We start from the raw sequence: 20,638 nt of genomic DNA, 5'->3' as shown, positions 1-20,638 counted from the left end.
ATGCTGGGAAAGGAGCAGCAAAATGGTCTATTTAATCATCGGAATCTTGATTCTGCTTTTCTATATTTTTGCTGTTCCAGCCAGTATCAAGGGGACGCTCAATGCGGTCACCTTGGTTCTCTTGATTGTGGCTCTGATTATTTTATTTGGTCTGGGTCTTTTTCAGGTCTTTCGGCTGCCGGCTGAGTACTTTGTGGGCTTCGGCCTGTCAGTGATTGCTATCTTGGCCCTGCGCGACATCAGCCGCCTGAAGCCGCCTAATAAATCAAAGAAACAGGCTGACCAAGAGTTGGAATAAAAAAGAAAAGAATGGAAAGCGAAAATCATTGATTTTCTGAATTTCCATTCTTTTTTTAGACAAGTTCGGCAATTTTTTTCAGTGCGGCCTGCCGTTCTGGGTCGGAGATTTTATTGACCCGGCCGACATTAAACCATTTTTTCTTTTGGACGCCGACAGATTTCAAAGTGTTGCTGAGGACGATTTTTTTAGAAGCGTTGCCGGCAATGAAGCGCTCATACCAAGTGGGCCCGGCAGATGTGGAAAAGATGATGGCTTCCTGCAGGTTGGGCAGCAGACCTTCTAGGAGACCGGACGGCTTATCCCGATAGGCAAATTCTTTCAGAAAGACCTTATCAAAAAAGCCCTTGACGATGGCGGGGACATCATTCCACCAGATAGGGTAGATGAAGATGAGCCGGCTGCTCTTTTTCATCACTTCCTGATAGTGCTGAACCAGCGGATCCAGCGCCTGACCCTGGCTGAAGAGAGCCAGCTCTTCTTTTGTGTAAACCGGATTGAAACCGTCGGCATAGAGGTCTAAGAGTTCATACTCTTGCTTTTGGCTCCGAAGAGAGTCAAGAACCGTATTTAAAATAGCGTGGTTGAAGCTCTTGTCATAAGGATGCGCATAGATAATAGCGGTTGTCATAGTATACCTCCTATTGATAAAATGCAAAAGTTGTCTCGATAATGTGAGACAAACCGGCCGTTTGGGACGAGTAAATGCCCTGGCGTATCAGCGTGCTGATTCCCAAGATGAAGCTCCACAGGTGCATAAAGGCAAGGTTAAAATCATAATGTCCATTCAGAGAATCAATGAAGCGCTGGATGACTTCCCGATTGTAACGAAAGGAGGCGACATCCATCTCCAGCTGCAGATGGCCCGCTTCATCAAACTGGGTAGTCAGGGCATAGGGGCTGAAGAAGAGAAAGTCAAAGAGATGCGGATAGTCTTGGCAATAGCCAATGAACTGATAGCCCAGATGAACCAGCTCTTCTCTGGGAGTCTGATCCCCTTGCTTGCCGCTCTTAAGATAGGCTGCGAAATGGTCTGAAATCACTGGAATCAGAGCATTTAAGAGAGCGTTCTTGTTCTCGAAATGGCGGTAGCTGGCTGCATGGCTGACCTGGCATTGTGCGGTCAGTTTGCGGAGAGACAGGCTCTGCCAGCCCTCTTTTTCAATCTGCTGGGCTCCTAGTCTGACCAGTTCAGTCTTTAAATTCCGTTCTTTTTGTGCCATCTTTTTCTTGCTCTCTCATGTTACCACTGGTAACTTTCTTCTAATTTTATTGTAGCACTTTGGCCAGGGAAAGACAAGAAAAAGCCTGCAGCCTTTTCTGTTTTTGTCTTTACAGAAAGAATAGACTTATGTTACAAAGTGTTTCAAACAGATGAAAACATCTCATTTTTTTCAAAACTTCTTAACAGTCGAAAATAAAAGTCTGCTATGGCTTTTTTATTTCCGCAAAAAAGGGTAAAATAGAGTGAAGTATGAATGGAAGAGGTTGTTTATGAAACATATTGCAAATTTTGCCAATAAAAAAGTCTTGGTCTTGGGATTGGCCAAGTCAGGTGAGTCGGCTGCCCGCCTCTTAGACAGCTTGGGGGCCATTGTGACAGTCAATGACGGCAAGCCTTTCGAGGAAAATCCTGCAGCTCAGTCTCTGCTGGAAGAAGGCATCAAGGTAGTGACCGGAGGGCATCCTCTGGAGCTTTTGGATGAAGACTTTGAGTTGATGGTGAAAAATCCCGGCATTCCCTATGACAACCCGATGGTGGTGCGGGCTTTGGAGAAAAAAATTCCGGTTGTGACAGAGGTGGAGCTGGCCTATCTGATCTCAGAAGCGCCGATTATTGGGATTACAGGTTCCAATGGCAAAACCACGACGACGACGATGATTGCCCAAGTGCTGACGGCTGGCGGCCGCAAGGGCCTTTTGTCCGGCAATATCGGTTTTCCGGCCAGTCAGGTAGCCCAGACAGCCAGCAGCAGCGATACTTTGGTGATGGAGCTGTCCTCCTTTCAGCTGATGGGCATTGAGACCTTTCACCCGCACATCGCTGTCATCACAAATCTGATGCCGACCCATTTAGACTATCATGGCTCTTTTGAAGACTATGCGGCGGCCAAGTGGAACATCCAGAAAAATATGACCGCTGCTGATTATTTGGTCCTGAATTTCAATCAAGACTGGGCCAAAGAGATGGCTGGTCAGACTGAAGCCCAGGTTGTGCCTTTTTCAACGGCTGAAAAGGTAGACGGCGCATACTTGGAAGGAGACACTCTTTACTTCCGCGGCGAGGCTGTCATGAAAGCAGATGAAATCGGGGTTCCGGGCAGCCACAATATCGAAAATGCTCTGGCAGCTATTGCTGTGGCCAAGCTGAGCGGGATTGCTTCTCCTATCATCAGGGAAACGCTGTCCGCTTTTGGCGGGGTCAAACATCGGCTGCAGTATGCAGGAACAATCAACGGTGTCGCTTTTTACAATGACAGCAAATCAACCAATATTTTAGCGACCCAGAAAGCGCTGTCGGGCTTTGACAACAGCAAGGTGGTGCTGATTGCCGGCGGGCTGGACCGGGGCAATGAATTTGATGAGCTGGTGCCGGACATGAAAGGGCTGAAAAAAATGGTCATCCTGGGCCAGTCGGCTGCACGTATGAAGAGAGCGGCGGATCAGGCAGGCGTGCCTTATCTGGATGCGACGGATGTCCGAGATGCGGCCCGTAAGGCCTTTGCCCAAGCAGCACCTGGGGACGTTGTTCTGCTCAGTCCAGCCAATGCCAGCTGGGATATGTACAGTAATTTTGAAGTGCGCGGAGAGGAATTTTTGGCAACAGTTGAAGAATTAAAAGGGTAAGATGAAAAAAATCGTATTTACAGGCGGCGGAACGGTAGGGCATGTGACCCTCAATCTGCTGCTGATTCCTAAGTTTATCGAAGAAGGCTGGCAGGTTCACTATATCGGTGATCAGCATGGTATCGAGTATCAAGAGATTCAAAAGTCTGGTTTGGACGTGACCTTTCACTCGGTGGCCACCGGCAAGCTCCGCCGTTATTTTTCCTGGCAGAATCTGCTGGACGGCTTTAAGGTCGTTTGGGGAGTTTTCCAATCGCTGGGTATCCTCATCAAACTGCGGCCGCAGGCCCTCTTTTCTAAGGGGGGCTTTGTATCGGTGCCGCCGGTCATTGCGGCCCGCCTGTCCGGGGTGCCGGTTTATGTGCATGAGTCGGATTTATCGATTGGCCTGGCCAATAAAATCGCCTATAAGTGCGCAAGCAAGATGTATACCACTTTTGAGCAGGCGCCTGCCCTGACCAAGGCAGAGCATGTCGGAGCAGTGACCAAGGTCGGCAGTCAATCCGTGGAAAATCCGGCGGAGTTAGAAGACATCCGCAGCCAGTTTGATCAAGATCTGCCCACCCTCCTCTTTGTCGGGGGCTCAGCCGGCGCCAAGGTCTTTAATGACTTTGTGAGCAGCCATCGGGCGGCTCTGACAGAGCGCTATAACATTATCAATCTGACCGGCGATGCCAGTCTGGACGAAGCAGCTCCCCATCTCTACCGAAAGGCCTATGCGACGGACCTTTACCAGCCCTTGCTGGAATTGGCCGATGTCGTGGTGACCCGGGGCGGATCCAATACGATTTTTGAACTGCTGGCCATGAAGAAGCTTCAGATTATCGTGCCCCTTGGGCGCGAAGCCAGCCGCGGCGACCAGATTGAAAATGCAGACTACTTTGTAAAAAAAGGCTATGCCAAGAAACTGGAGGAAAGTCAGCTGGATTTAGAACAGCTGCAGGCGGCAGTCGAGGATGTACTGGAGCAGCAGCAGGCTTACCATCAGGCGATGGAAGAATCTCATGAAATCAAGTCTTTGGAGGAATTTTACAGCCTACTGAGAGCAGATATTGACAAAGGAAAGAAATGAGCAAAAACAATCATGATGAGCCAAAGGAAGAGGTGACAGAACACCTCTCCGAATGGCAGAAACGCAATAAAGAATATTTGGAGAAAAAAGCTCAGGCAGAAGCAGAAAAACAGAAAGAAGCGGAAGAAGCTGCCGCCGAAGAAGGAGAAGAAGCTGCCGCTCAAGCGGAAGAAGGCATGGAAAAAGCTGACCGGGAAGCGGAAGAGGATGAGGCAGAATCAGAAGCGGCTGCTGAAGAGGCGGAAATAGAAGAGCTGTTTGATGAAGCTGTTCAAGCAGCAGAGGCCGAACCGGAGCTGACCGAAAAAGAACGCAAAAAGCTGGAAAAGCTGCAGAAAAAGGCAGAAAAAGCGACAGCAAAGGCACCGATAGCAAGGGTTCACCTCTATCGGGCCCTGCCGGTCCTCTTGGGCAGCACCCTCCTCTTTCTGCTCTCGCTTTACTTTCTGACACCTCTGGCAACGATGAAAACTCTTGAATTTTCAGGCAATCAGGCCGTTGATCAGGAGACTTTGCTGCAGAGCAGCCGGATAGATGATCGGGATTATACCTTGACGACCCTGCTCAATCAGTCCAATTATGCCCGCAATATGAAGGCGTCAAGTCCTTGGATTGAACAGGTGGACATGACCTATCAGTTTCCGGTTACCTTTCAGGTGACCGTCAAGGAATATGCTGTCTTAGCCTATCTCCACGACGGCGGCCAGTATTATCCGATTCTGACCAACGGTCAGGTGATTGAGCAGGCAGCAGCAGCTGATTCGCTGCCTGAGACTTACCTTGCAGTTGAGTTTACTGACCGCGGTCTGATAAAAGAATTTGCCCAGCAGATGGCAAAAATTTCGGACGTCATTAAGAAGAATATTAAGACGGTCCAGCTGACTCCAAGCAAGGTGACATCCGACTTGCTGACGCTGACCATGTACGATGGCAATAAAATCTTGGTTCCTATTGCTCATATCAGCAAGAAACTGCCTTATTATAAGGGGATTCAGCCGCAGTTAGAGGCGCCGAGCGTTGTTGATATGGAGGCCGGAATCTTCAGCTATGCAGAAGGTGCGGAAGCTCAGGGAGAAGAGACGGCATCCGACAGTGCAACTGATACTGGTACGGAGCAGCCGGCGGGCGAGGAGCAGCCAGCAGAAGAAAGTCAGGAAGACGGTGCAGCTGCAGCTCAAAATTCGGCAGAAAATACGGGAAATACCGAAAATCGCTAAATTATATGGAGAAAAACTGCACATTTTCACTTTCTTTATGTTATAATAAAGCTTGGGTAACTCTATTTTTGGGAGTTATTAGTATAGACCGGAAAGATGGAAGATAGAGAGGACTGGTGTAATGGCTAGAGACGGCTTTTTTACTGGATTAGATATAGGAACTAGCTCAATTAAAGTGTTGGTGGCAGAGCACATCAACGGTGAAATGAATGTTATTGGAGTCAGCAATGCTAAAAGCGCTGGCGTTAAAGATGGGATTATCGTCGATATTGAAGCGGCTGCAACTGCGATTAAAACCGCTATTTCCCAAGCAGAAGAAAAGGCCGGGATTTCGATTGGTTTAGTCAATGTCGGTCTTCCTGCCAACTTGCTGCAGATCGAACCGACACAGGGGATGATTCCTGTTACCAGCGATTCCAAAGAGATTACAGATGAGGATGTTGAAAATGTTGTCAGATCGGCTCTGACCAAGAGTATGACACCTGACCGTGAAGTCATTACCTTTATACCGGAAGAATTCGTAGTGGATGGCTTCCAGGGAATCCGTGATCCGCGCGGTATGATGGGCATCCGGCTGGAGATGCGCGGCCTTCTTTACACAGGTCCGCGGACCATCCTGCACAATCTGCGCAAGACTGTAGAGCGGGCGGGAGTGCAGCTGGAGAATGTTATCATCTCACCTTTGGCTATGACCAAGTCCATTCTGAACGAAGGCGAAAGAGAATTTGGTGCCAGCATCATTGATATGGGCGGCGGCCAAACAACGGTAGCCTCTGTCAAAGGTCAGGAACTGCAGTTTACAAATATCTACCAAGAAGGCGGCGATTATGTCACCAAGGATATCTCAAAAGTCCTGAAAACATCGCAGAAATTAGCCGAAAGCCTTAAATTTAACTACGGAGAAGCCTATGTACCGTCTGCCGGCTCAGAATCTTTCCAAGTAGAAGTAATTGGGGAGATAGAGCCAGTTGAAATCACAGAAAGCTATTTGGCTGAAATCATCTCCGCCCGCATCCGGCATATTTTTGATCAGATCAAACGGGATTTAGACAGAAGACATCTTCTTGAACTGCCGGGCGGCATTGTTATTATCGGCGGTGCAGCGATTCTTCCGGGGGTTGTTGAGCTGGCTCAGGAGGTATTCGGCGTACCGGTTAAACTCTATGTGCCAAATCAAATTGGGATCCGCAATCCAGCCTTTGCTCACGTCATCAGCCTGTCAGAGTATGCCGGAAACTTAACAGATGTCGACATGCTGGCTCAGATTGCTGTTCGCGGCGATGAACAGCTGCGCCATCAGCCGGTGTCCTTTGAACGTCCTGCTCAGTCAGTGCCGCGTTTCAACAGTCAGCCTGCTGAACAGCCGGCCGAAGAACCGATTCAAGAGGTTCCGGCAGCCAGCAGCGATGTGCCAAACCAAGAAGCAAAACCAAGTATTACAGATCGCATGCGCAATCTGATTGGTAATATGTTTGATTAAGGAGAATAAAGAGACTATGACATTTTCATTTGACGCTGCCGCCGCACAAGGCGCAGTCATTAAAGTTATTGGTGTCGGTGGAGGCGGCGGCAACGCCATCAACCGAATGATTGATGAAGGTGTTGCCGGTGTTGAATTTATCGCAGCAAATACGGATGTTCAAGCACTGAGCAGCGCCAAGGCAGAAACGGTGATTCAGCTCGGTCCTAAGCTGACCCGCGGACTGGGTGCCGGAGGGCAGCCTGAGGTTGGCCGTAAGGCTGCGGAAGAAAGCGAAGAAGTCCTGACGGAAGCCCTCCAGGGTGCGGACATGGTCTTCATCACAGCAGGAATGGGCGGCGGCTCTGGTACTGGTGCTGCACCGGTTATCGCGCGCATTGCCAAGGCTGTCGGTGCCCTGACGGTTGCGGTTGTAACCCGGCCTTTCGGCTTTGAAGGCAGCAAGCGCGGCAACTTTGCAGTGGAAGGAATCAACGAGCTCCGCGAGCATGTGGATACACTGCTGATTATCTCCAACAACAACCTGCTTGAAATCGTTGATAAAAAGACTCCGCTCTTAGAAGCGCTGAGCGAAGCGGATAATGTCCTTCGCCAAGGGGTGCAGGGGATTACGGACCTCATCACCAGTCCTGGTCTGATCAATCTCGACTTTGCGGATGTGAAGACCGTTATGGCTGATAAGGGCAATGCCCTGATGGGAATCGGTATCGGCAGCGGTGAAGAGCGCGTGATTGAAGCAGCCCGCAAGGCTATCTACTCTCCGCTTCTGGAAACAACTATTGACGGTGCAGAAGATGTGATTGTCAATGTCACCGGCGGATTGGACATGACGCTGATTGAAGCGGAAGAAGCTTCAGAAATCGTCAATCAGGCTGCCGGCCATGGTGTCAATATCTGGCTCGGTACAGCGATTGATGAGTCCATGAAGGATGAAATCCGCGTGACGGTTGTAGCTACCGGCGTGCGTCAGGAGAAGGTAGACCGCGTCAGCGGAATTGGCCAAACAGCTTCCGGCAGCAGTGCCAGCCGCTCACAGGCCGATGCCCACCGCGAGTCTCATTCAGCGCATTTTGACCGGAACTTTGACTTGACAGAAACGGTGGATGTTCCGACTCCGAACCGTCAAAGAACGGATACGCCCAAAGGCTCAGCCTTTGGCGACTGGGACCTGCGCCGCGAAGCGATTGTCCGTCAGGCAGAACCGGCTTCTTCGGCTCGTGTTGAACGCTATGCAGAGACCAATGAAGATGATGATGAGCTTGAAACACCGCCATTTTTCAGAAACCGTTAATCTAAGCCATGGATTTGCAGAATAATAAGGAAGCCGTTTTTCAGGCCGTTGAAGAAGCGGCTGAAAGGGCCAATCGTTCAAAAGATTCAGTAAAGATTATTGCCGTGACCAAGTATGTTGACTGTCAAACGGCTCAGGAACTCGTCCGCACCGGAGTGACGCATATCGGCGAAAATCGGGTGGATCAGTTTCTGGAAAAATATGAAGCTCTGAAAGATGAAAATCTTACTTGGCATCTAATCGGCAGCCTGCAGAGAAGAAAAGTAAAAGATGTGATTCATCTTGTCGATTACTTCCATGCTTTGGATTCTGTCAAATTGGCTCAGGAGATTGACAAAAGGGCTCAGCGTGTGATTAAATGTTTCCTGCAGGTAAACATTTCTCAAGAAGAAAGCAAGCACGGTTTTCGACTGGAAGAGCTGGATGCTGTCCTGCCTCAGCTTGAATCCTTGAAAAATATTTGCATTGTAGGCTTAATGACAATGGCTCCATTTGAGGCTAGTCACGAGGAGCTGAATCAGATATTTGATACAGCCCGCCAACTTCAAAAAGAATTAAAAAAGAAACAGTTAAAAAACATGCCTTTTTCTGAATTAAGCATGGGAATGAGCCGGGACTATCCTCAGGCTATTGCCAACGGCTCAACCTATGTCAGAATCGGTACCGCGTTTTTTAAATAGGAAAGAACTATGTCATTAAAAGATAGATTTGATAAATTTATAGATTACTTTACGGAAGATGGAGAGGAGACGGACGTACAGGAACGGACCGCAGCTGCTCCTGTTGCTCCTGTCAAGCAGCAGCAGAAGCCTGCACTGGTACAGTCCAAGCCTGCCAAAGAAAACCGGCCGGCCCGTCCAGCTGCTTCAGCTGCCTCGTCGCAGCCGCCGCAGCAGAAATCTCCGACAGAAAACATTACGCGCCTGCATGCGCGCCAGCAGGAACTGGCTCAGCACCGTGCCAATGCGGATGAGAAAATTACCATTGATGTGCGCTATCCGAGGAAATACGAAGAAGCAACAGAGATTGTCGATTTGCTCTTGGCGAATGAAAGCATCCTGATTGATTTCCAGTATATGACAGAGGTGCAGGCACGACGCTGTTTGGACTACCTTGACGGTGCACGCTATGTCTTGGCCGGCAACCTGAAAAAAGTTGCCAGTACCATGTACTTGCTGACTCCAATCAATGTAGTGGTCAATGTAGAAGATATTCGCCTGCCAAATGATGTTGAGCTGAGCGAATTTGACTTTGACATGAAGCGCAGCAGATAAGAGACAGAGATATGATATTTTTTATTCTTCAAGCCGTATCGAATCTGTTTAACCTTTATTCAGCGGTCTTGCTTATCTATGCGCTGTTGTCCTGGTTTCCAGGGGCCTATCAGACCAAGTTTGGCCAGCTAATAACGGCTCTTTCGGAACCCTATTTAAAACTTTTCCGGAAGCTGCCCTTGCAGTTTGCAGGGCTTGATTTCACAGTTTGGATTGCTATTCTGGCTTTACACCTTTTAAATCGCTTGTCTTTCAGCTTATTAGTAGCTCTCTTGTTTTGATACTATGATAAAAGACATCTATCAGCATTTTTCACATGAGGATCGGGACTTTATTGACAGGAGCTTGGAGCTTTTTCAAAGGGTAGAAAATACCTATGCTTTTGAAGCAACTTCTTTTCTGAATCCGCATCAGGTACTGATTCTGAAAAATATTGGCAAAGGCTATGATGTACAGGTCTTCGCCAGTTCGGATTATTATCCCAGTGAATGGGCCAAGGTGCTTGTTGCCCCTTCTTACTATGAGCTGGACCGGGAGGATTTTGGACTGACCTTGCTGGAGATTTCCTATGCCAGTAAATTTTGCAAAATCAGCCATGCCCAAATCATGGGAACCCTGCTTAATCAGCTGGGCATTGAGAGGCGGACTTTTGGCGATATTCTGGTTGTTGGAGAACGGGCTCAGTTATTTGTGGACAGCCGCTTGGCGCAGTACTTTATGGACAATGTTTCAAAAATTGCCAAAGTACCTGTCAGACTGAAAAAAGTTGCTGCCGGCGAACAGCTCAGGGTTGAGCAGGAGGCTGTCACCAAAGACATCTTGGCATCAAGCCTTCGTCTGGATAAGCTGGTGGCCAGCACCTTCAGATTGTCCCGGAGTCAGGCTGCTCAGCTGATTTCAGGAAAGCATGTGAAAATGAATTATGCTGTTACTGACAATCCCAGTCGGCAAGTCGGGCTGGATGATTTAATCAGTGTTAGAAGATTTGGAAGATTTAAGGTTTTAAGAGAAAACGGCTTTTCCAAAAACGGAAAATATAAGTTAACTGTTGAACTATTCGCTAGTAAATGAGGAGGAAGTATGGCACTTACAGCATTAGAAATTAAAGATAAATCGTTCGGAACCAAATTTAGAGGCTATGATGTTGAGGAAGTAGATGAGTTTCTTGATATTATCGTCCGGGATTATGAAGATTTGGTCCGCGAAAATCATGAAAAGGAAGCAAAAATCCGCAATCTGGAAGAGCGTCTGACTTATTTCGATGAGATGAAAGACTCTCTCAGCCAGTCCGTTCTGATTGCTCAGGATACTGCTGAGCGGGTCAAGGTAGCGGCCAATGAGCGTTCGACCAATATTGTTCGTCAGGCTGAGCAAGATGCTCAGCATCTCTTGGACGGAGCTAAGTACAAGGCAGATGAAATTCTGCGTCAGGCGACAGACAATGCCAAGAAGGTGGCGATTGAGACAGAGGAACTAAAAAACAAAACCCGTGTTTTCCATCAGCGCCTCAAGTCCACTATCGAAAGCCAGCTCAGCATTGTCGACTCATCGGAATGGGAAGAAATTTTGCGTCCGACAGCTACTTATCTGCAGACCAGTGATGATGCTTTCAAGGAAGTCGTAGCCGAAGTTCTTGGAGAGGAAGCCCTTATCCGTGAGGAAGAAGTGGATGTGACCCGTCAGTTCTCTCCGGAAGAAATGGCGGAGCTGCAGGAGCGCATCGAGGCAGCGAACCGTGAGCTGGCTGCGACGCAGGCTTTTTCACCGCTCAGTGATGAAGACTTAGAAGCGCATCAGGCAGCAGAAAAGGACACAGAGGGCGGAGATGACCAGGATGACTCAAACGGCGAGCAAAAAATTCCAGTAAATATTTTATAAGATTGCAGAAACACGAGGCTGACAGAATACTGAAAGCGAGCAGGTGAGGGTGAGAGACCTGCAGTCCCTTTTGTCAGGCTTATCATTTTGCAGATTCAAATCTGAAATCAGTAGGATTTGACGGCCAGTCTTCGTTACAGACTAAGATTCTGTGTCTATAAAGAAGCCTTCGTCTAGCAGGCTTATCTGTGATGCAGATTCGAAGAGGGACAGGAGCTTTTTCTGTCTGAACAAAGGTGGTACCACGAATTTTCGTCCTTAGGAGAAATTTGTGGTCTTTTATTTTGTAATCAATCATTCATGAGGAGAAAAAATGAAACTCAAAGAAACACTCAATCTTGGGAAAACAGCCTTTCCGATGCGGGCCGGTCTGCCCAATAAGGAGCCAATCTGGCAGAAAGAATGGGATGAGGCTAAGCTTTATCAGCGCCGGCAGGAGCTGAATGCAGGCAAGCCGCATTTTATCCTGCATGACGGGCCTCCCTATGCCAATGGCAATATCCATGTCGGCCATGCTATGAATAAGATTTCCAAGGACATCATCGTTCGCTCTAAATCTATGTCTGGCTACTTGGCTCCCTACATCCCAGGCTGGGATACCCACGGTCTGCCCATTGAGCAGGTTTTGGCCAAGAAGGGCGTCAAGCGTAAGGAGCTGGATTTGGCAGAGTATCTGAGAATGTGCCGGGACTATGCTCTCAGTCAGGTAGACAAGCAGAAGGAAGATTTCAAACGGCTGGGCGTTTCTGGTGACTGGGACCATCCTTATATCACACTGACCCCTGACTATGAAGCGGCCCAAATCCGTGTCTTTGGCCAGATGGCCAAAAAGGGCTATATCTACCGCGGTGCTAAGCCGGTCTACTGGTCTTGGTCTTCTGAGTCAGCCTTGGCAGAAGCCGAAATTGAATACCATGATTTGGTTTCTACCTCTCTTTACTATGCCAATCGGGTCAAGGACGGCAAGGGAGTGCTGGACACAGATACTTATATTACCGTCTGGACGACCACGCCCTTTACCATTACAGCCTCTCGCGGTCTGACGGTTGGTGCGGACTTTGACTATTTGGTGGTGAGACCGGCCGGAGAAAGCCGAAAATTTGTCGTGGCTGCTGATCTCCTGAACACTCTCTCTGAAAAATTTGGCTGGGAAGATGCGGAAGTTGTGGCCAGTCACCGCGGAGCTGAGCTCAATCATATCGTGACAGAGCATCCTTGGGATTCGGATGTAGATGAATTGGTCATCCTAGGGGAGCACGTGACTCTGGATTCTGGTACGGGTATCGTCCATACGGCGCCCGGCTTTGGTGAGGATGACTACCGTGTCGGTGTAGCCAACGGGCTGGAAGTAGCCGTGACGGTCAATGAACGCGGCATCATGATGGACAATGCCGGCCCAGACTTTGCAGGCCAGTTCTATGACAAAGTCGTGCCGACTGTTATTGAAAAGTTAGGCCATCTGCTCTTAGCCAAGGAAGAAATCTCTCACTCCTATCCTTTTGACTGGCGGACCAAGAAGCCCATCATCTGGCGGGCAGTACCGCAGTGGTTTGCTTCCGTCTCGAAATTCCGTCAGGAAATTTTAGATGAGATTGAAAAGGTCAAATTTCATTCCGAATGGGGCAAGGTCCGTCTCTACAATATGATCCGCGATCGCGGCGATTGGGTCATCTCCCGTCAGAGGGCTTGGGGTGTGCCCCTGCCAATCTTCTATGCAGAAGACGGCACGCCAATCATGACAGAAGAGACTGTCGAGCATGTAGCACAGCTCTTTGCGGAGCATGGCTCAATCATCTGGTGGCAGCGTGACGCTAAAGATTTGCTTCCTGCCGGCTTTACCCACCCAGGATCTCCAAATGGTGAATTTACCAAGGAAACAGACATCATGGACGTGTGGTTTGACTCAGGTTCATCCTGGAATGGTGTGGTGGTCAACCGTCCTGAGCTGACCTATCCAGCTGATCTCTATCTGGAAGGCTCCGACCAATACCGGGGCTGGTTTAACTCTTCTCTAATCACCTCCGTAGCCAATCATGGAGTAGCTCCCTACAAGCAAATCCTGTCTCAGGGCTTTGCCTTGGACGGTAAGGGAGAGAAGATGTCCAAGTCTCTGGGCAATACCATTGCGCCTAGTGATGTGGAAAAGCAGTTCGGGGCAGAAATTCTCCGACTTTGGGTGACCAGTGTGGACTCCAGCAATGATGTCCGCATTTCCATGGATATCCTCAGCCAAGTCTCTGAAACCTACCGCAAGATCCGCAATACCCTGCGCTTCCTGCTGGCCAATACTTCTGACTTTAACCCGACTCAAGATGCTCTTTCTTATGAAGAGCTCCGCTCGGTTGATAAGTACATGACCATCCGCTTCAATCAGCTGGTAGCAACCATCCGCAAAGCCTATGCTGACTTTGAATTTCTGACGATTTACAAGGCCATTGTCAACTTTGTCACCGTGGATCTGTCTGCCTTCTATCTGGACTTTGCCAAGGATGTGGTCTACATCGAAGGGGCTAAATCGCTGGAACGCCGCCAGATGCAGACTGTCTTCTATGATATTTTGGTTAAAATTACCAAGCTTTTGACTCCAATCCTGCCGCATACGGCCGAGGAAATCTGGTCCTATCTGGAGCATGAGGAAGAAGACTATGTCCAGCTGGCTGAGTTGCCAGAGCATCAAAGTTTCCCTAATCAGGAGGAGATTTTGGATACTTGGTCTGCTTTCATGGACTTCCGCAGCCAGGCCCAGAAAGCTCTGGAGGAAGCCCGCAATGAAAAAGTCATCGGGAAGTCTCTGGAAGCTCACCTGACGGTTTATCCAAATGAAGTTGTCAAAACCTTACTGGAAGCAGTCAACAGCGATGTCGCTCAGCTGCTTATCGTGTCTCAGCTGACCATTGCGGACGATCCTGCTCCGGAAACTGCTCTGGCCTTTGAGGATGTGGCCTTTACAGTGGAGCATGCCTCTGGTCAGGTCTGCGACCGCTGCCGCCGTGTTGACGAGACGGTCAGAGAGCGCAGTTATCACGCTCAGATCTGTGACAACTGTGCAGCAATTGTGGAAGAAAACTTTGCTCAGGCAGTAGCAGAGGGCTTTGAAAGCAAGTAAGGGTTGATTTTCAAAAATATAAAAAAAGCTCTGCCCTTGATGGCGAGCCTTTTTATATCGTCATTTAGTTTCTCTTTTATTACTTTGTTAGCTCGTCTTGCCCTGCTTTTGAGACTTCCTCACGGAAGCTCTATCCGCAACCTCAAAGCAGTGCTTTGAGCTGTCTGCGGGCTCACTGCCTCGTACTAAAAAACTATAACTTAGCTGTTTCTATTTTAGCGAGAATGCTTTGCAGCTGAAAGAGCTCAGAGGAGGTCAGCTGCTGCAAGGCTTGGCTGGCGCAGGTATTTTCAAAACCAATCAGCTGATCATAAAGTTTGAGCGCTTGGCTGCTGGGATAGAGTTCCTTGAACTTCTTGTTTTGAGCGTTGGTTTTTTTGACAATCAAGCCTCTTTCCTCTAGCTTCCCGAGGGAGCGGCTAAGGGTGGTTTTGTCAATCTGAACCATTTCTGCCAATCGCGATTGACTGAGGCCTTCATTTTCGACAATGCGAGTCAGCAGTAAAAATAAATTATTGTCCAGACCGCAGGAATGGGCTTGCTGGTTCATCTTCAGCATGGCTTGTCTGGAAATCAGGCCCATCTGTCGGAAAAGTTGGCGGTAATCCATAGGAACTCCTTGTTAGTTGCATTTGCATTTATTATACAGAAAAAATCGAGAGGAAACAAGTATGCGGCAGGTAAAAAGTTTTGAGCAATTAACGGCCTTAGAATTTTATAAATTTCTAAGGCTGCGCCTGAAAACCTTTGTGGTGGAGCAGGACAGAGTCTACAATAATCTGTCCCACCGCCGATAAAAAATAAAATATGGAAGTAAGCCAGTCAGCCAATCCTTTATATCTGTGCTGCCCCACATCACCATGATTTTTAAACCCCAATAAAAAATAAGGCCGGCGCCTTATTTTTTATGGTTTTACTGGAATGGAGATTTCGATTAGATTATTGGCATAAATTGTGCGGATAGCAGATGAATCAATCAATTTGGGATTGATTTTTCTTTTTAAAAAGAACTCTCTAATCTTTTCGATTTCCTGTTCACGGACGGCGCGGTGCTTGTTTGAAATCAGGATTTCATAGTGCAGAGGAGCCTGTGTGAAAACAACATCGCTGTTTCCTGCTGAATAGACTTCTACCAGTATCGCGTCGGTGCTTGCCAGCTGACTCTTGACCAGTTCAGCGTGACTGTTTGTTGTATTGATAAGCTTCATGCGATTTCCTCCTGCTTTTTACCTGCTATTATTATAACATGTTTGGAGTTAATTGTGAAACATTTCTTTAGTTTTTATGGACACTTCTCCACTTTTCGATGCCCCATTTGTGGCTGCCGCGTTTGAGCTTTTCAAGCGCTTCATCAATGGGAAACCAGGCTAAATTGTTAAAATCTTCCAGCGGCTGCTGGCTTTTTTTGAAGGACGTTACTTCATAAATATAGGCTGGGTTGTAGAAGTAAGTATCACGGTGGCGGGAGTAAAAATATTCATCAGCCTGGCCGAAGTAGGCGCCAATCTGAGCGGTAAAGCCCAGTTCTTCTATCAGTTCGCGTTCGAGAGCGGTCTGATGGTCTTCTCCCTCTTCAATCTGGCCGCCGGGCAGAAACCAAGCTCCATTCGGTGCCTGAACGAGAATGATTTTCTCTTTCTCTTCATCGGGGATGACAGCATAGACTCCATAGCGGGTCACATATTCTACATTTTCTTCTTTTTCTCCAAAAGTTGGATGGGTCATGTTATTTTCCTCAATCTCTAGTCAGTCTACTATTATCATAAAAAACTAAAGACCTGCTGTCAAGGATTTACCAAGGGTTTTGAAAATTTCTTGAAAACAATGCTGCTGTTCCGCCCCGATGCAGCTATTCTTCAAATTTGAAAATGCTGACGGGATAGAGTTTGAGGATTTTTTCCCAAAGGAAGCGCAGAAGAAGAGCGGCTGCTGTCGGCAGAAGGAGCCAGGCCAAAATAGCGGTTGGGACAGAGAGGCCGCCGGTGACGGAGGCAAAGAGACCGGTCAGACCGACCAGCCCGAAACCGGCAGAGGCGGGCGTTCCGCTAATGGCAAAGAAGGGTACCAGAAGCCCGGTCAGGATAGAGGTGGAAACAATGGGCAGATAGGAAATAGGGTGTTCAAAAACATTGGGCATCATCATCTTCATAGATCCCAGAGCAATAGCAGTGGTGACACCGGGTTTATTGATAAAGAAGGAGTGAACGACAAGGACGATACAGGTCGTACCGACCCCCATAGCTGCTGCTCCGGCAGACAGGCCGTTAAGACCGATTGCAAGGCCGATGGCCACGGTGGAAATAGGTGCTACAATCATAATAGCAAAGGTGACGCAAATGAGGACACTCATGAGGTAGGGCTGGAGCTCGGTAAAGTACATAATGATTTGCCCGATAGAGGTGGAAATCATTTTGACATAAGGCAGGGTGAAGAGGCCCAGACTAGCCAGAAGAGTACCGATTACAGGGATGAGGACAAAGCTGAAGGAATCAAATTTTCCTTCCAGCCAGAGCAGGACCAGAGCGCTGACAGCGCAAATCAGCATCACATTGATAATGTCGCCGGTCCCGCTGGTGTAAAAGCCAGTGCTGATTTGTTTGGCTGCAGCAATCAACTCCTTGGGCGCCTGCTGTTTTTGCAGCTCGGCCAGAATCTGTCCAGCACCTGCCAGCCGGCTGGTGGCTCCGGAGCTAACAAAGGCAACAGCTGTCAGCAGAGCAGCCTTCATTCCCTTGAAGCCAAACTCAAAAGCAATCAGGGTTCCGATAATGGCGGCCAAGGCGCTTTGAAAGAGGACGTTGGCTGTGTTCCAAGTGGCGAAAAAAGCGTTGTTGGCAAAGAAGTCCAAGGAAAAAAGGACCGAGAACATGGAATTGGGCAGGAGGGAAACGATAACCCCGATAGCCGTTCCGTTCAGAATCTTGTGGAGAAAGCTTTTTGGGGTCAGTGGTTTGGTGTTTTCTGTAGTCATCAGTAAGCTCCTTTGTTTTTTGAAAAATAAAAAATCACCTGCTGCAAAGTTCAGGCGACAATAGAAAAAAGATAGTAAGAGTCCATCCCTCAAGCAAGAAAGAGGGATGGAGTTCCTCCGGACTTCTCATTCGTCAACAGCTGCGCCTGTATATCCATACTGGTCGAAATGGACAAAATGATAATCAATAATAACATGGCTCAGCTCCTTTTTATTTTTCTTGAAGCTATTATAACACGAAAAAAGAAAAATGAAAATAGTTTTATTAAAATTTTCTGAAAATTTTAATATTTATACTCAAAAAAAAGAAACTGGGTGGAATCCCAGTTTCTTGGTTTTCATTCGTCCTTGTCATCCGCAAGCGTACGGACTGTTTTATCAGTCTGAGCCTCCATTCTTTTGGCCGGCTTGATGAGAATTTTTCCCTTGCTGGTCATGACAGCCTTGAGGTGCTTCTCGCTTGGGTTTTCAAGATAAAAGTCGGTAATGGCGTCTTCGATCTGTTCTTGAATTGTCCGGCGGAGCGGGCGGGCTCCCATCTTAGGATCATAGCCCAAGTCAACCAGTTTTTCCTTGACCTTGTCAGTGACATCCAGATGAATGCCATTGCCGGACAGGCGTTCATTGACATCGTCCAGCATCAGATCTACAATCTGCAGCAGATTTTCTTTGCTGAGGGCTTGGAATTCAACAATACCGTCAAAGCGGTTCATAAACTCAGGGCTGAAGAAGTTGCTCAGCTCTCCCAGGACGGAGTTGGTCCGGCCTTCACGCGCTGCTCCAAAGCCGACACTGGCTTCTGCCTTGCCGGTTCCGGCATTGGAAGTCATGATGATAATGGTATCTTTGAAGCTGACGGTTCGGCCCTGACCGTCTGTCAGACGCCCGTCATCCAGTACCTGCAGGAAGGTGTGCATGACATCGGGATGGGCTTTTTCTACCTCATCCAGCAGAATGAGAGAATAAGGATTGCGGCGGACGCGCTCAGTCAGCTGGCCGGCTTCATCATAGCCGACATAGCCCGGAGGAGCTCCGACCAATTTAGCCACGCTGTGCTTTTCCATGTATTCACTCATGTCAAAGCGAATCATACTGTCAGCCGAGCCAAAGAGCTCAATAGCCAGCTGTTTGGACAGCTCGGTCTTGCCGACTCCGGTCGGTCCGACAAAGAGGAAGCTGCCGATTGGGCGGTTGGGACTTCCCAGTCCGACCCGATTGCGGCGGATAGCTTTGGCAATCTTATCTACTGCATCATCTTGGCCGATGACATGGGCTTTCAAGTCATTGGCTAGGTTGACCAGCTGAGATTGTTCCTTTTCCTTGAGATCGCCGACAGGAATATTGGTTTTTTGCTCTACGATATGCTCAATGGTCTTTTCGCTGATAATAGGCGTATCCTTATCCAGCACGCTGGTTTGTTGCAGTTCCTTGTATTTGGCAATCTGGTCGCGGAAGTAGGCCGCCTTTTCGTAGTCTTCATCACGGGTGGCCTGAGCCTTGAGATTCTCCGCCTCAATCAGCCGCTGGTCAATGACCTTTGGATCAACAAAGTTGAGAGTCAGGTTCATCTTGGAGCCGGCCTCGTCCAAGAGGTCAATGGCCTTGTCAGGCAGAAAGCGGTCTTGGATGTAGCGATTGGAGAGAAGTGCGGCCGCTGTGATGGCCGCATCTGTATACTTGACATGATGGTAGTCTTCGTATTTCTTTTGAATCCCTTTGAGAATCGTAATCGTTTCCTCTACCGTTGGCTCATCTACCTTGACGGGCTGCATGCGGCGCTCCAAAGCAGCATCTTTTTCGATGATGCGGTATTCATTGAGGGTGGTTGCTCCGACCAGCTGCAGCTCCCCTCTTGCCAGAGCCGGTTTGAGAATATTACCGGCATCCATATTGCCGTCACCGGCAGATCCGGCACCGACAATTTCATGGATTTCGTCAATGAAGAGGATGACGTCCTGACGGGAGCGGATTTCGTCCATCAGCTTTTGCATGCGCTCTTCAAACTGACCGCGGATACCGGTGCCCTGAACTAAGCTGACCACATCCAGACGGATGACTTCCTTGCCTTGGAGTTTGTGGGGCACATCTCCGTCAACAATCTTTTGAGCCAGTCCTTCCACAACGGCAGTCTTACCGACACCGGGCTCGCCGATGAGGACAGGATTGTTCTTGGTTCGGCGATTGAGAATTTCAATGACGCGGATAATTTCTTCATCACGGCCGATCACAGGGTCGATGTCACCGCGGCGGGCAGACTCCGTCACATTGATACCGAACTCTTCCAAGAGTCCTTTGGGTTTCTGCGGAGCTTGCTGACGCTGGTCGTTTTTATGCTGATTGGAGCCATAGCCTCCGCCGCCCCCGTAAGCTCCGCCCGACTGAGTCGGTGGAGGAGTCGGTTCCTGCGGCTGCTGGAAATTGCTGAGGCTGTTAAAGAAATCATCGATGGGGTCAATTCCGTGGTTGTTAGCGTTGGCCATTCCGTTAAACAAAGAATGATCAGGGTCGGTTTTCATGATTTGATAGCAGTTTTGACACAAATCCACCTGCTGTTTATGGCCATTGACATTTGTATAGAGATGGATGGTTGATTCATTGATTTTACAATTTTGGCAAAGCATGCAGTTACCTCTTTCCTTTCATGTGGAATCTGACTGTTTTTGCATTGGTCAAAAATAGTCAAAATTTTATACTTACATTATATCAGTATTCTCAAACATTGCAAGAATTTGCTACAAAATCATTCCTGAGACCGATTCTGATGAAAATAAATCTTTGAAAAATTACAAAAAATACCCTTTTAGTGGTATTTCGGCTCCTATTTATGGTAAAATGATAAGGAACTAAGTAAATAGGAGAAACAAAATGGAATCACATTTAGTTAGAATTATTAACCGCTTAGAGGCTATGGCTAAGGACGGCGGAAATTTGAAACGTAATTTTGAACGTGAAGGAGTAGTTGTAGCAGAAGTTGCCTACAGTTACGATGAAGAGAATGGCTCAGTCTTTACTCTGCGGGATGTCGAAGCGCGTGAAACCTATACTTTTGACAGCATTGACCTGATTGCCATGGAAATCTACGAATTGCTTTACTAAGAAGCAGCCTGCTGCTCTATAGTTGGGAAAAGAGGCTGAGACAAAAAGCTTCAACTCATGAAAAAGGGATAAGGTCGGTTTAAGATCTTATCCTTTTTCTAGTTTTGA

General features: G+C 48.2%; 21 protein-coding genes. 14 read left to right on the top strand and 7 right to left on the bottom strand.

The window, feature by feature from the left end; translation table 11 throughout:
• Positions 1-22: 22 nt before the first annotated feature.
• Positions 23-298 carry a DUF3165 family protein gene (locus tag DHL47_RS09030; RefSeq protein ID WP_128837067.1) on the top strand — a complete coding sequence of 92 codons (276 nt, stop codon included), beginning with the start codon at positions 23-25 and terminating at the stop codon, positions 296-298.
• A gap of 55 nt (positions 299-353) precedes the next feature.
• Here DHL47_RS09030 and DHL47_RS09025 read toward each other — a convergent pair whose 3' ends face one another.
• Both DHL47_RS09025 and DHL47_RS09020 read right to left on the bottom strand, forming a co-directional pair.
• Positions 354-929, bottom strand: a complete 576-nt coding sequence (locus tag DHL47_RS09025) for an NAD(P)H-dependent oxidoreductase (RefSeq protein WP_128837066.1) — start codon at positions 927-929, stop codon at positions 354-356.
• Positions 930-939: 10 nt separating this feature from the next.
• Positions 940-1,521, bottom strand: a complete 582-nt coding sequence (locus DHL47_RS09020) for a TetR/AcrR family transcriptional regulator (RefSeq protein WP_209551632.1) — start codon at positions 1,519-1,521, stop codon at positions 940-942.
• Between the two features lie 271 nt (positions 1,522-1,792).
• Between DHL47_RS09020 and murD the strand changes: the two genes are divergently transcribed.
• The 11 genes from murD to ileS all read left to right on the top strand — a co-directional run bounded on the left by murD (position 1,793) and on the right by ileS (position 14,463).
• Positions 1,793-3,145 carry a UDP-N-acetylmuramoyl-L-alanine--D-glutamate ligase gene (gene murD, locus DHL47_RS09015; protein WP_209551631.1) on the top strand — a complete coding sequence of 451 codons (1,353 nt, stop codon included), beginning with the start codon at positions 1,793-1,795 and terminating at the stop codon, positions 3,143-3,145.
• Between the two features lies 1 nt (position 3,146).
• Positions 3,147-4,217 (top strand): UDP-N-acetylglucosamine--N-acetylmuramyl-(pentapeptide) pyrophosphoryl-undecaprenol N-acetylglucosamine transferase, encoded by a 1,071-nt coding sequence (locus DHL47_RS09010; RefSeq protein ID WP_209551630.1) that lies wholly within the window; start codon positions 3,147-3,149, stop codon positions 4,215-4,217.
• Complete coding sequence (locus DHL47_RS09005) at positions 4,214-5,434, top strand: cell division protein FtsQ/DivIB (protein ID WP_209551629.1); 1,221 nt, start codon at positions 4,214-4,216, stop codon at positions 5,432-5,434. The genes DHL47_RS09010 and DHL47_RS09005 overlap by 4 nt, the downstream gene beginning before the upstream one ends.
• 121 nt (positions 5,435-5,555) lie before the next feature.
• The gene (gene ftsA / locus DHL47_RS09000) at positions 5,556-6,914 is read left to right on the top strand and encodes a cell division protein FtsA (protein WP_128837062.1); all 1,359 of its coding nucleotides are present in this window, start codon (positions 5,556-5,558) and stop codon (positions 6,912-6,914) included.
• 16 nt (positions 6,915-6,930) lie between these two features.
• The gene (gene ftsZ, locus DHL47_RS08995) at positions 6,931-8,205 is read left to right on the top strand and encodes a cell division protein FtsZ (RefSeq protein WP_209551628.1); all 1,275 of its coding nucleotides are present in this window, start codon (positions 6,931-6,933) and stop codon (positions 8,203-8,205) included.
• Between the two features lie 8 nt (positions 8,206-8,213).
• Complete coding sequence (locus DHL47_RS08990) at positions 8,214-8,885, top strand: YggS family pyridoxal phosphate-dependent enzyme (RefSeq protein ID WP_209551627.1); 672 nt, start codon at positions 8,214-8,216, stop codon at positions 8,883-8,885.
• A 9-nt stretch (positions 8,886-8,894) separates the two neighbouring features.
• Positions 8,895-9,479, top strand: a complete 585-nt coding sequence (locus tag DHL47_RS08985; protein WP_128837061.1) for a cell division protein SepF — start codon at positions 8,895-8,897, stop codon at positions 9,477-9,479.
• Positions 9,480-9,490: 11 nt separating this feature from the next.
• Positions 9,491-9,760: a YggT family protein gene (locus tag DHL47_RS08980; protein WP_128837060.1), complete on the top strand. Its 270-nt coding sequence runs from the start codon at positions 9,491-9,493 to the stop codon at positions 9,758-9,760.
• Between the two features lie 4 nt (positions 9,761-9,764).
• Positions 9,765-10,550 (top strand): YlmH family RNA-binding protein, encoded by a 786-nt coding sequence (locus DHL47_RS08975; RefSeq protein WP_128837059.1) that lies wholly within the window; start codon positions 9,765-9,767, stop codon positions 10,548-10,550.
• A 9-nt stretch (positions 10,551-10,559) separates the two neighbouring features.
• Complete coding sequence (locus DHL47_RS08970) at positions 10,560-11,357, top strand: DivIVA domain-containing protein (RefSeq protein ID WP_128837058.1); 798 nt, start codon at positions 10,560-10,562, stop codon at positions 11,355-11,357.
• Positions 11,358-11,670: 313 nt separating this feature from the next.
• Complete coding sequence (ileS, locus tag DHL47_RS08965; protein WP_209551626.1) at positions 11,671-14,463, top strand: isoleucine--tRNA ligase; 2,793 nt, start codon at positions 11,671-11,673, stop codon at positions 14,461-14,463.
• Between the two features lie 193 nt (positions 14,464-14,656).
• On the opposite strand, the gene DHL47_RS08960 is transcribed toward ileS, so the two are convergent.
• Entirely contained in the window at positions 14,657-15,073 is a 417-nt protein-coding gene (locus DHL47_RS08960; protein ID WP_209551625.1) for a MarR family winged helix-turn-helix transcriptional regulator, read from the bottom strand.
• Positions 15,074-15,134: 61 nt separating this feature from the next.
• Here DHL47_RS08960 and DHL47_RS13525 point away from each other — a divergent pair, with 61 nt between their 5' ends.
• Positions 15,135-15,260 (top strand): hypothetical protein, encoded by a 126-nt coding sequence (locus DHL47_RS13525; RefSeq protein WP_275946006.1) that lies wholly within the window; start codon positions 15,135-15,137, stop codon positions 15,258-15,260.
• A 108-nt stretch (positions 15,261-15,368) separates the two neighbouring features.
• On the opposite strand, the gene DHL47_RS08950 is transcribed toward DHL47_RS13525, so the two are convergent.
• From DHL47_RS08950 to DHL47_RS08935, 4 genes are all read right to left on the bottom strand, one after another.
• Positions 15,369-15,671 (bottom strand): DUF1827 family protein, encoded by a 303-nt coding sequence (locus DHL47_RS08950; protein WP_209551624.1) that lies wholly within the window; start codon positions 15,669-15,671, stop codon positions 15,369-15,371.
• Between the two features lie 67 nt (positions 15,672-15,738).
• Positions 15,739-16,188, bottom strand: a complete 450-nt coding sequence (locus DHL47_RS08945) for an NUDIX hydrolase (RefSeq protein ID WP_128837056.1) — start codon at positions 16,186-16,188, stop codon at positions 15,739-15,741.
• A gap of 124 nt (positions 16,189-16,312) precedes the next feature.
• Positions 16,313-17,434, bottom strand: coding sequence for a PTS sugar transporter subunit IIC (locus DHL47_RS08940; RefSeq protein WP_209551623.1), 1,122 nt, complete (start codon positions 17,432-17,434; stop codon positions 16,313-16,315).
• A 338-nt stretch (positions 17,435-17,772) separates the two neighbouring features.
• Positions 17,773-20,055 (bottom strand): ATP-dependent Clp protease ATP-binding subunit, encoded by a 2,283-nt coding sequence (locus tag DHL47_RS08935; protein ID WP_209551622.1) that lies wholly within the window; start codon positions 20,053-20,055, stop codon positions 17,773-17,775.
• A 244-nt stretch (positions 20,056-20,299) separates the two neighbouring features.
• On the opposite strand from DHL47_RS08935, the gene DHL47_RS08930 reads away from it, so the two are divergent.
• Positions 20,300-20,530 (top strand): DUF1797 family protein, encoded by a 231-nt coding sequence (locus DHL47_RS08930; RefSeq protein ID WP_128837053.1) that lies wholly within the window; start codon positions 20,300-20,302, stop codon positions 20,528-20,530.
• Positions 20,531-20,638 lie beyond the last annotated feature (108 nt).

It is taken from the genome of Streptococcus panodentis (genome assembly GCF_017884005.1).
Taxonomy (GTDB): Bacteria; Bacillota; Bacilli; order Lactobacillales; family Streptococcaceae; genus Streptococcus; species Streptococcus panodentis.
The sequence above is the reverse complement of the archived record's forward strand: the minus strand, read 5'-3'. Positions and strand labels throughout refer to the sequence as shown.

Bases quoted from the DNA above. Each gene is read 5' to 3' on its own strand.
- DHL47_RS08990 (WP_209551627.1), top strand. From the start codon at position 8,214: ATGGATTTGCAGAATAATAAGGAAGCCGTTTTTCAGGCCGTTGAAGAA.
- DHL47_RS08970 (WP_128837058.1), top strand. From the start codon at position 10,560: ATGGCACTTACAGCATTAGAAATTAAAGATAAATCGTTCGGAACCAAA.
- ileS (WP_209551626.1), top strand. From the start codon at position 11,671: ATGAAACTCAAAGAAACACTCAATCTTGGGAAAACAGCCTTTCCGATG.
- DHL47_RS08940 (WP_209551623.1), bottom strand. From the start codon at position 17,434: ATGACTACAGAAAACACCAAACCACTGACCCCAAAAAGCTTTCTCCAC.
- ftsA (WP_128837062.1), top strand. From the start codon at position 5,556: ATGGCTAGAGACGGCTTTTTTACTGGATTAGATATAGGAACTAGCTCA.
- DHL47_RS09005 (WP_209551629.1), top strand. From the start codon at position 4,214: ATGAGCAAAAACAATCATGATGAGCCAAAGGAAGAGGTGACAGAACAC.
- DHL47_RS08930 (WP_128837053.1), top strand. From the start codon at position 20,300: ATGGAATCACATTTAGTTAGAATTATTAACCGCTTAGAGGCTATGGCT.
- DHL47_RS08985 (WP_128837061.1), top strand. From the start codon at position 8,895: ATGTCATTAAAAGATAGATTTGATAAATTTATAGATTACTTTACGGAA.
- DHL47_RS08960 (WP_209551625.1), bottom strand. From the start codon at position 15,073: ATGGATTACCGCCAACTTTTCCGACAGATGGGCCTGATTTCCAGACAA.
- DHL47_RS09025 (WP_128837066.1), bottom strand. From the start codon at position 929: ATGACAACCGCTATTATCTATGCGCATCCTTATGACAAGAGCTTCAAC.
- DHL47_RS08975 (WP_128837059.1), top strand. From the start codon at position 9,765: ATGATAAAAGACATCTATCAGCATTTTTCACATGAGGATCGGGACTTT.
- DHL47_RS09030 (WP_128837067.1), top strand. From the start codon at position 23: ATGGTCTATTTAATCATCGGAATCTTGATTCTGCTTTTCTATATTTTT.
- DHL47_RS09020 (WP_209551632.1), bottom strand. From the start codon at position 1,521: ATGGCACAAAAAGAACGGAATTTAAAGACTGAACTGGTCAGACTAGGA.
- DHL47_RS09010 (WP_209551630.1), top strand. From the start codon at position 3,147: ATGAAAAAAATCGTATTTACAGGCGGCGGAACGGTAGGGCATGTGACC.
- DHL47_RS08935 (WP_209551622.1), bottom strand. From the start codon at position 20,055: ATGCTTTGCCAAAATTGTAAAATCAATGAATCAACCATCCATCTCTAT.
- ftsZ (WP_209551628.1), top strand. From the start codon at position 6,931: ATGACATTTTCATTTGACGCTGCCGCCGCACAAGGCGCAGTCATTAAA.
- DHL47_RS13525 (WP_275946006.1), top strand. From the start codon at position 15,135: ATGCGGCAGGTAAAAAGTTTTGAGCAATTAACGGCCTTAGAATTTTAT.
- DHL47_RS08980 (WP_128837060.1), top strand. From the start codon at position 9,491: ATGATATTTTTTATTCTTCAAGCCGTATCGAATCTGTTTAACCTTTAT.
- DHL47_RS08945 (WP_128837056.1), bottom strand. From the start codon at position 16,188: ATGACCCATCCAACTTTTGGAGAAAAAGAAGAAAATGTAGAATATGTG.
- DHL47_RS08950 (WP_209551624.1), bottom strand. From the start codon at position 15,671: ATGAAGCTTATCAATACAACAAACAGTCACGCTGAACTGGTCAAGAGT.
- murD (WP_209551631.1), top strand. From the start codon at position 1,793: ATGAAACATATTGCAAATTTTGCCAATAAAAAAGTCTTGGTCTTGGGA.